6 protein-coding genes are annotated in these 9,047 nt (G+C 44.5%); 1 reads left to right on the top strand and 5 read right to left on the bottom strand.

All coding sequences use genetic code 11. The features are described 5' to 3' along the window. Nucleotides 1-289 precede the first annotated feature (289 nt). The 3 genes from H6F77_RS25370 to H6F77_RS25360 all read right to left on the bottom strand — a co-directional run bounded on the left by H6F77_RS25370 (nt 290) and on the right by H6F77_RS25360 (nt 4,054). Nucleotides 290-880, bottom strand: a complete 591-nt coding sequence (locus tag H6F77_RS25370) for a gamma-glutamylcyclotransferase family protein (protein ID WP_190491707.1) — start codon at nt 878-880, stop codon at nt 290-292. A gap of 232 nt (nt 881-1,112) precedes the next feature. After that, entirely contained in the window at nt 1,113-3,089 is a 1,977-nt protein-coding gene (locus H6F77_RS25365; RefSeq protein ID WP_190491706.1) for a DUF8738 domain-containing protein, read from the bottom strand. A 464-nt stretch (nt 3,090-3,553) separates the two neighbouring features. Continuing rightward, entirely contained in the window at nt 3,554-4,054 is a 501-nt protein-coding gene (locus tag H6F77_RS25360; protein ID WP_190491705.1) for a hypothetical protein, read from the bottom strand. Between the two features lie 537 nt (nt 4,055-4,591). Here H6F77_RS25360 and H6F77_RS25355 point away from each other — a divergent pair. Further along, entirely contained in the window at nt 4,592-6,442 is a 1,851-nt protein-coding gene (locus H6F77_RS25355) for a glycoside hydrolase family 10-like protein (protein WP_190491704.1), read from the top strand. An 82-nt stretch (nt 6,443-6,524) separates the two neighbouring features. On the opposite strand, the gene H6F77_RS25350 is transcribed toward H6F77_RS25355, so the two are convergent. Together H6F77_RS25350 and H6F77_RS25345 are read right to left on the bottom strand one after the other, a co-directional pair. Next, nucleotides 6,525-6,992 carry a DUF8738 domain-containing protein gene (locus H6F77_RS25350; protein ID WP_206753497.1) on the bottom strand — a complete coding sequence of 156 codons (468 nt, stop codon included), beginning with the start codon at nt 6,990-6,992 and terminating at the stop codon, nt 6,525-6,527. A gap of 1,001 nt (nt 6,993-7,993) precedes the next feature. After that, nucleotides 7,994-8,392 (bottom strand): response regulator, encoded by a 399-nt coding sequence (locus H6F77_RS25345; protein ID WP_190491702.1) that lies wholly within the window; start codon nt 8,390-8,392, stop codon nt 7,994-7,996. Between the last annotated feature and the right edge of the window lie 655 nt (nt 8,393-9,047).

Below are 9,047 nucleotides of genomic sequence, written 5' to 3'. Positions count from 1 at the left end.
GCAAGGAGGCATGGCGGCAGGAGTTGTCTGTTTCATAGCTTGCCCTTCAACGTGAAATCTATGCCATACCTCGATTATACCTTTATTAATTCTAAATTTTAGTTTAAGTCCCGCTAGCTGCTTTTCGATAATATACCGCCCGCCGTACAACAGCTGCCCCTGATGCCAAACCATCGCATATGACTTCGAGACACTTAGGCTAATTTTGGCATAGAGTCAGCAAAGGTGAGGGCACGATCGCGCCCTCTAAGCGATCGCGATCGCAATTGAGCCAAATGATAAACCTCTTCTAAGCCGATCGCAAAGTATCGGTTTGCCCTTTTTGCTGCTGCAATCGATGCATATGATTGAACAACTGCCAGCAATACTGTTCTGGCAGCCCGCAGGTTAAAGCACCGCGCAGTACAACGTTAAAATACCAGTCATTTGGTGCGAGTTCTTCTGGTAATTTGTTGACTACAACGTAAGTACGAACGCCAGTATACATCTGGCCGTTGCAGGAAATGTTTACCATTTCGTGGCGATAGCCGCCCAAGTGTACTTCTTCACGTTCGTCGAGGCGATCGCTTAATCGCATCGGCAATCTGTACAATACTCCTTGCACGCTTGCAGTTGGATCTTTTACCACATCTAACACGCCGCAGTTGCGACGCGATGAACGGCAATAAAACCCCAACCTATACCCCTTCAGCGTCGCCGAACCAACGACATAACTATGAGTGTTCTCGCCCATTGTGCGCTTCAAATCTACAGGACACATACAAGAGCCATAGGCGAAGTAATAGAACGTTGGCTCCTCAGTTGGCTGTTGCTGTTGCCAACTGCCACTAGGCTTGTAAAGGTGTAGTGAATTGTGAAGGTGTCCAGGCTGAACACTCATAGTTCTTTAGGAATGCTACTTATGAAAGGAGTCTAGCAGAATTACCTAGTTATTGCAACATATCCCGATAGACAAACCGTAGATTAAAATTTAGGGCGGAGCGATCGCCCCTTTGTTTGGTGAAAACTACTAGAAAGCTTGTTGTATCTAGTGTTCCCAAATTTTACTCAGTAGCGATGCTCCTCCGGAGCCGCTTTGCTAACGCCCGATGGATAATTGGAGCGCTCGCGCCCTATAGCGGTTGGCGGCTAGCATAGAGAGCATTCCAGGCCTTAATGACTTCCTGCAACGGCTGAGGTATCTGGTTTTGAACTATATCTGCATAAGCAGTAGTAGAATTTTGGCTACTAATCATCATGTTGATATAGTCAGCAGCACCGCTGGAGGGACTATAACGCAACTGGTTGAAGCGAGAGAATTTCTGCCGCTTTAGCAACTGTTCAAACTGCTTCACTTGTTTAGGTGAAACGCGGAAAACTCGCCGTTCCGAGTCGTTAGCATCGCCAACGCGAATCTGCATCAATAGCCCATCATTCATCAAGGTTGTTTCATAAGTGCGACCAGCAATTCCACCGCTAGCGATCGCTCTAAACACCATACCTTGCGTCAAAGATGGGGGCAATTCGCTGCTAGGGATTTTTGTCGGATTGAGAGTAGTAGTATTCGGGGCTTTACTACCATCTTTATTTAGGGCAACCTTAGAATTATTGTCGGTGTGATAAACCCAGGTATTTTGGTTGTCGCTTACAACCACTTCCCAGCCAGAAATTCCTACTTCAGGACAAGCAACGCCAGGTTTGCTGATACCCAGACAGCCATCCCAAGTTTGTCTTTGAGCCTGAATAATACTAAGCGAAGACATTGGTATGCGGGACAACTTAGAAACATCGCGCAAAACAGCATTAGCAACAGACTCCGGCAAACTCGCCACACCATCAAACGCACCCGCAGAACCATCCGCATTAGTGCGATAGACAAAGCGTTCTTTTCCAGCTTCCACAGTTACCAGCCATCCAGGAACCCCCTCGCTGGAAGCTGGGGCGCAGAGTATTAGAGGAGAAGATATACCCAAACATTTATCGGGCCATTTCTTCTGTTCGGCTTTAACAATCCGAAGGCTAGAAATAGGCATTCCCGATAATTCTGATACCTGTTGTAAAACCGCTTTGCTAACCGATTCTGGAGCCTGAGCATTGGTTATCTGACTAGCCTCTTTATCTAACATTACTTTAGAAGCAGATTTGTCAGTGCGATAAACCAAACGTTGAGCGCTATTAGCTACAGTTACCTGCCATCCAGCTATTGGGTTGTATTCTCTTGTGCAAATCTTGCCAAAGTTGAACATGCAAGGATTCGGCCAGGTTTTCTGTTCAGCATCAACGATCTTGAGCGATGAAGCGGGAACGTTTAACTGCGCTGATGCCTGCTTCAAAACAGCGGCTAAAACAGATTCGCGCAAATTAGCACTATTAGTAATTTTGCTAGCTGCTTCATCTAACAAGACAGCGGAACCGGATTCTTTAGTGCGATAAACTAATAGTTGTTGGCTGCCTTCTACAGTTACTTCCCAACCTGGTACCATCATCAACAGACAGCCAACACCAGGTTCATTTAGGCCAAGGCAGCTATTAGGCCAACTCCGCTTTTCCGTTTTCACGATTCGTAACTCAGAACTTGGCGCACCCGTCCGCCTAATGGCATCTTTTAAAACAGCATCTGCAAGAGATTTGGGCAATGTAGCAGGATCGGGCTGACTTTCTTCTAACCTGAGAACTCGTGCTTGATTATCTGTGCGATAAGCCCAAGTTTTTCTACCATCAGACAAAACAACACGCCAACCAGGGACTAGGGCTGCGAGACAACTTTCGTGAGCTTTACCAAGTCCCAAGCAACCATCGGACCAGGTTTGGCGGCTGTATTCGGTAATTTTGAGCTTTCCAGGGGCGATTCCAGTTGTGCTTGACAAGTCTTTGCGAACCGCATTTGCGACTTGAGTAGGCAATCGGTTAGCGCCAGAGTTGTTAGGATTGCCTGGGCGCTTCTGTTTTAACATTAAACCGACTGCATCTTGAGAAGGTTCCACTGGGGAAGCGCTGGCAGATTGTAGCAGTGTCATGGCAGCACCAAGGGACAAGATGCTGGTTAAAATTAGAGCGGCAAACACCCGCTGATGAGATTTTGTGGCTGCTGTGGAGCGATTTTCAATCATTTGTTTGACAGGAAATATCTAAGATTGGGACTTCTAGCCGAGAGCGTACAAGTTGAAACTGTGGAAGTGTAACGACTGTCGCACTTGTACAACTACTTACGAAAAGATAGACGCTAGTATTATCGTATTTAGTTCCACAACTAAACGTACCAATTTATTATGAGCTTGGGTTATTGTTGCTCTAAAAAATTACTTTTTTGGCTTCGCCCGATTGGGTGATTTTATATAAATTAGGGGTAAAAATAGATACGAGAATAGAAATAGGGTTAGCAAAGTAAAAAAAGTAAAGAACCGTTTTGTTAAGCAAAACGGTTCTTTACTGGTGCAATATTATGTTTGGGTAAAAGTCGGTATTTATTAGCAGATTTGGGACAAAAACACAAATTAAAGCAAGATTCCAAAAAAGGCAGGTGGTAAATTAGACCCTGAAAGGGGAATTTTAAGCTTTTTATATCAAACAAGGTTTAAACAGCGATCGCGCTATGCACTTTGCTTGCCTGTTCGCTACCCACCTCAAACCGGATGGCACTTGCAGCAAAGCTTTTGAAGTCTGGCGCCAAGCGAATTAGCTTTTTGAGAATCTCATCGTTCACCCACAACACCAAGGGGAACGGGAATCTTTTGCGAAATTCATCCCGCACGAGATTGGTAGAAGTTAGCACTTGCTCAATATTCTGGGCTGCCTCTAAACCCCATACCATTATGGCTTCTGGTTGATTACCTTCAAGCATTTTAAGAATGGTTGTAAAAAGGGTCTGAGATGAGGGAGGTACGACTATATCTTGGATTTCTAGCGAAGAAAGTTTGTGCAGCCGTTTAATTACTTGTTCGCGCAAGTCGGTGCGATTGCAAGAAACCAATATCAGCGCAAATTGCCCCTCAGAAAGCGTAATAGCCCTTGTGAGCCTTCTAAGCGATCGCTTATTGGAAGCAGCAATTTGTTCTAAGCTAGATGATTCAGTCATGGTGTGTACTACTTGGCGTTGTATAAGCATTCTTACAAAAGTGTGTTTGTGCTTACTTCCTAATATTGATATATTTATTTGGGCACTTTTGATGATGTGAAAGTATAAGAAAAGATAAAATATCTGTTTTTAGGCTGATGAAAAGTAATGTAAAGTGCGATCCCCATCATTTAGATGCCTGTTAAGCTTGTCAGTTAGCTAAGTTCCTGGCAATGCAGCCTCGCTAAGTAAATAGTGACTACAATCTCGCGTTTGTCTTTTCCGCAAAAAAGCGCTGATTGTGAAAAAATTAAAAGAACTGACGAATAACCAAAGGGATGCGTTCCCAGGTTGGATGTTAAAAGTTTCTTAAGCGCCCGCGAGACTGGCGAATGTCTCGATTTATGAGTAGGGGTCTTGCAGCATGATGGGAAGATGAGATCGCAGCCACATAGGCGGCTTGACAAACCTTGAAGCAAATTGTGCCTACTATATCCAAGTCATTGCTGATGGCTATAAGATACTTGCGTTAAGTGTGTCATAGCTATATCCAGTCTTATGAAGCAATTTGTACACAATTTTTTTACGACCTGTGCAGATGGGCTAGTCTCATTTAGCCGCGCTAGAGGGCGTCAAGCTTGGTTTGCTTTTCTAATTGCCCTTAGCTTTAGCGTTACGTTCATAACGTTTCCCACTTCAGCGCAGGGCAAATTGTCTGATGTGCAAGGGCATTGGGCACAAGGGTGTATCGAACAGCTAGCCCAAAAAAAGATTATTAGCGGCTATCCTGATGGTAGTTTTAAACCAGGCTCCCCTGTGACAAGGGCTGAATTTGCGGCGATGATTGGCAGCGCGTTCCCTAATGCGGCTGAAGTACGCAAAGGAATTTCATTTGCCGATGTTCCAGCTAAGTATTGGGCTAAAGATGCGATCGCGCAAGCCTATAAAACAGGATTTCTCTCTGGCTACCCCGCTAGCGCCTTCCAACCAAACCAGAAGATTCCCCGCGTGCAAGCCTTGGTATCTTTGGCGAGTGGGTTGAAATATTCTCCCGCTAAATCTGTAGCTGATACTTTGAATGCAGGTTTTGCCGATGCCACGACGATCCCTAGCTATGCGCGAGAAGCGATCGCCGGAGCAACTGAAAAAGGTCTTGTGGTAAATTACCCTAACGCGCGATCGCTCAATCCCAACCAACTAGCTACCCGCGCTGATGTGGCGGCTTTTTTATGTCAAGCTGGTGTTGTAGATAAAAGCGCGATCGCTTCTTTACAGCAGTATGTCGCAGGTGGAACAACTACGCCGCCTCCAACTGCTGAGTTGCGGGGTGTGTGGCTGACTAATATAGATAGCAACGTGCTGTTTGAAAAAACGCGCCTTAGCAATGCCATACAACGCCTCAAAGAACTAAACTTCAACACTCTCTATCCCACTGTTTGGAATTGGGGATATACACTTTATCCCAGCGATGTCGCAAAAAATGTCATCGGGCGATCGCTCGATCCCGAACCCGGACTGAAAGGGCGAGACATACTCAAAGAAATTGTAGACCAGGGACATCAAAAAGGCATGGCCGTTATTCCCTGGTTCGAGTTCGGCTTTATGGCACCAGCAGATTCAGACTTAGCCAAGCGTCACCCCGATTGGTTGCTCGCAAAGAGCGATCGCTCCAAAATCTGGATGGAAGGGCCGCACCAGCGAGTTTGGCTGAATCCATTTCGTCCAGATGTCCAGCAGTTCATCGAAGATTTAGTTGTCGAAATTGTCAGCAAATACGATGTTGATGGCATTCAGTTTGACGACCATTTTGGCTTTCCTTTTGAGTTTGGCTACGACGATTTCACCGTTCAGCTATACAAGCAAGAAAACCAGGGCAAAGCTCCTCCTAAAGACCCCAAAGATCCCGCATGGACTAGGTGGCGGGCTGACAAAGTAACTGCTGTTATGAAGCGGATGTTCGCAGCTGTCAAAGCTCGTAAACAAAACGTTTTAGTAGCTGTGTCTCCTAATCCTCAAGAGTTCTCTTACACCCACTCTTTAGCAGACTGGCAGAGTTGGGAACGTCAGGGGTTAATTGAGGAATTGATCGTGCAGGTTTATCGAGACGATCTCAACCGCTTTACTGAAGAGTTAAATCGCCCCGAAGTCAAGGCGGCAAAAGCTCACATTCCAGTTGCAGTTGGAATTCTAAGTGGAGTAAAACCTCACCCGGTTGGGATTGCCCAGCTTCAAGATCAAGTACAAGCTGCTCGCAAGCAAGGATTAGCTGGGATGTCGTTCTTCTTCTATGAAAGTTTGTGGAATATGGCTCCAGATGCGCCCGCCAAAAGGCAGTCTGCGCTTAAATCGCTGTTTTCTAACGTTGTGGCGCGACCGAATGTATTAAATGGGTGGAAGCCATTAAGTTAGGCTGATATTTTTTGATGGCTAATGGTTAATTGTTTTAGATTAATTAACAATTATCCATTAGCCATTAGCCATTAATAATTAATCAATTAGCATTGCTGGTAAGCTGTGCTTTACTATCTGAAATAGTGACAGCGGCAAGCTTAACTACAGACCCAGATGCATTCGTGCGATATATCCAGCGTTGCCGTTCGCTCACTATTGTTACTTGCCAGCCAGGAACTGTGGTGTTAGCGCACAGAACACCAAATTTATTGACCCCCAAGCAGTCATTTTGCCAGGTATGTTGTTGGGTTTCAACGATCCGTAGCGCAGACTTTGGCAACCCCGAATGAGCCGACACGTCCTGCAAAACAGCATTTTGAACCGATGTCAATAAAATGGCATTAGTCTGGCTAGGCTTGGAAATACCAATTTTGGTATTTGGCAGCGTCAGCCCAGCGGTCAAGTACAATATGCCCGTAAATATTAAAGCCTGGATAATTAGACGGGGCTGGCTAGTTTTTTCACCTATAGTCGGTGGGAGAGAGCCAGATGGGGTAATTTCTTGCATACCAAGCCTCGCAAAGGGGGTGCTGTCAAGTGAAAATGTACTTGTTAGCAGTTGCACACTAATGGTTTGAGGCTCCGGAAATCTTATAAAATTTTTTTCCCTGGAGTTTGTTGATGCGCTTGTAGAATGCTGATACTCGGGTATAAAAGCGGTAGGCTCAAATATTCCACTAGCTAATGACAGGCACAAGTACAGTTCCACAAGATAATGATTGCCTTGTGGTCTGAGTATGTTGTCTGTCGCAACCAGTAAATGGTGTAAGAGCTGAGAACGCCTAATTTACCTAAATGGTAAGAACTTCGACCCGCCGGGGGCAAACGTGGTATTCTGACATTTAACTAATTTGCTAACCTATGGCAAGGAGCAAAGATTTTGTCATTACAGGAACTGATACGAGGGCGAAGTTAGGCGATCGCATTTATAGTTTATACTTGCCTAGACCTCTGCACCCTAATCCCTGTTCCCGGTTTAGCTACTCTGCTACATCCGGCGCGTGACTAAAAAATTCTAGATGACGGCACAAATTTCAATACACTCTGAAAACTTTAGATATCAGTATTTTCGTGTATTGATGAAGATGACCCTCCCATTAGAGCAATATCTAAGGGAGCCTGATGGGATAATACTGCCAATGCGCTGGCTATTTAATCAACTTTTTAGTAGAGCAGGATGCAATAAGCGATCCTATATATAAATTTTCCTTCTCTAGCTAGGATTTGCCTACCCCGAAAATACTTAATTGCAATAAAGCTTGAATAAAGATTAAATAAAGATTTTTTAAAGTTGAAATAAAAAGGCGATCGCGCAGCTTTTCAGGAGTATAATTCCACCTTAAAAGCAATTTTAGCTAACCCCGCCTTTGCACCCTTACTATAGCGCTTGTTGGCTGCTATGACTTGCCGAACTTTAAGTAATTGCACTACCTAATTCTAATAGGTGAACTGTCGCCTGTGCCGCGTTGCATTAAGCTATACTGCACAGACAACTGTTCTACCCACCCCTTAAGCACTAGCCGCACGCTGACCCAGTTCCTTTACTAGAGCAATCAGTTCGGGAGTAGCGGTATCTTTCTTACAAAAAACATCAATCCGCGCCATTTGAGCCATAACCTCACTCTGGGGATCTTCTACAGACGAGTAGGCAATGATCTTAGTGTTAGGATAAATGCTTTTTATCTGAATGGATGCGCTCAAGCCGTCCAGCACAGGCATTTGCAGGTCGAGAATAATCACGTCGGGGTGGTAACGCTCGACCATTTCTATTGCCTCTTTTCCATTACTAGCCAGACCAACAAGCTCGATATTACTCTGGCTTTGTAAGGCTAAGCTGAGGCTAAACCTAGTTAATTCATGATCGTCAACAACAAGAACACGTACAAAGGGCTGGTGACAGGACAACATAAAGGCCAACCTTATCATCTGACCGTTCTAGTTTAGTCGTCTTCAATACATTAATCTATCTACCATACGAGCTAATTATCAAATAAGTAGTAATCTCGTGTCAAATTATGAGGAGATAAGTAAAGAAATTATAATCTGTAGCTTGGCCAATGCTGGCCTAGAGAGCGTTTGGCAAAGACTTGGGAGTATAGGGAAGCGATGCTGTGACGAGCCCGTTACTTTGGTTTAGATGGGCGATCGCAAGTTTCATTTCCCTTATTTGAGTATTATCGCTGATAACGATTAGGCTGTGAAGGCCATACCACAGTATTTATATGTAGAAGTGCGATCGCTGTTTCTAATAATTTCTAAGTTAAGCAAGTTAGCGATACGAATATAAATAAGTTGCTGCCTGATTAGCAAATAAAGGGAGGGGTGTATAAGCACCAAAAAGCATAGTTGCTAGCGTTTTCCAAATTTCGTTTACGAGGTTGAGGGGAATGATGAGCGAGGATGTTAACACAACAACTAGACAATCTAATTTTGCTGTAAGTTCGCGCCTATCTTAGCGAGTTTAAGGAAAATTTATGTAAATAATGCGATCGCTTCTGCCACATTGAACAATCTTTAACTGAGCGATCGCTTAAATAAATAGCTAAAATCCTGCTTATCGTAG

The organism is Microcoleus sp. FACHB-831 (assembly GCF_014695585.1).
Taxonomy (GTDB): Bacteria; Cyanobacteriota; Cyanobacteriia; order Cyanobacteriales; family FACHB-T130; genus FACHB-831.
Note: the sequence above shows the minus strand (reverse complement) of the source record. Positions and strands in the feature narration are given on the sequence as shown.

Bases quoted from the DNA above. Each gene is read 5' to 3' on its own strand.
- H6F77_RS25370 (WP_190491707.1), bottom strand. From the start codon at position 880: ATGAGTGTTCAGCCTGGACACCTTCACAATTCACTACACCTTTACAAG.
- H6F77_RS25365 (WP_190491706.1), bottom strand. From the start codon at position 3,089: ATGATTGAAAATCGCTCCACAGCAGCCACAAAATCTCATCAGCGGGTG.
- H6F77_RS25360 (WP_190491705.1), bottom strand. From the start codon at position 4,054: ATGACTGAATCATCTAGCTTAGAACAAATTGCTGCTTCCAATAAGCGA.
- H6F77_RS25355 (WP_190491704.1), top strand. From the start codon at position 4,592: ATGAAGCAATTTGTACACAATTTTTTTACGACCTGTGCAGATGGGCTA.
- H6F77_RS25350 (WP_206753497.1), bottom strand. From the start codon at position 6,992: ATGCAAGAAATTACCCCATCTGGCTCTCTCCCACCGACTATAGGTGAA.
- H6F77_RS25345 (WP_190491702.1), bottom strand. From the start codon at position 8,392: ATGTTGTCCTGTCACCAGCCCTTTGTACGTGTTCTTGTTGTTGACGAT.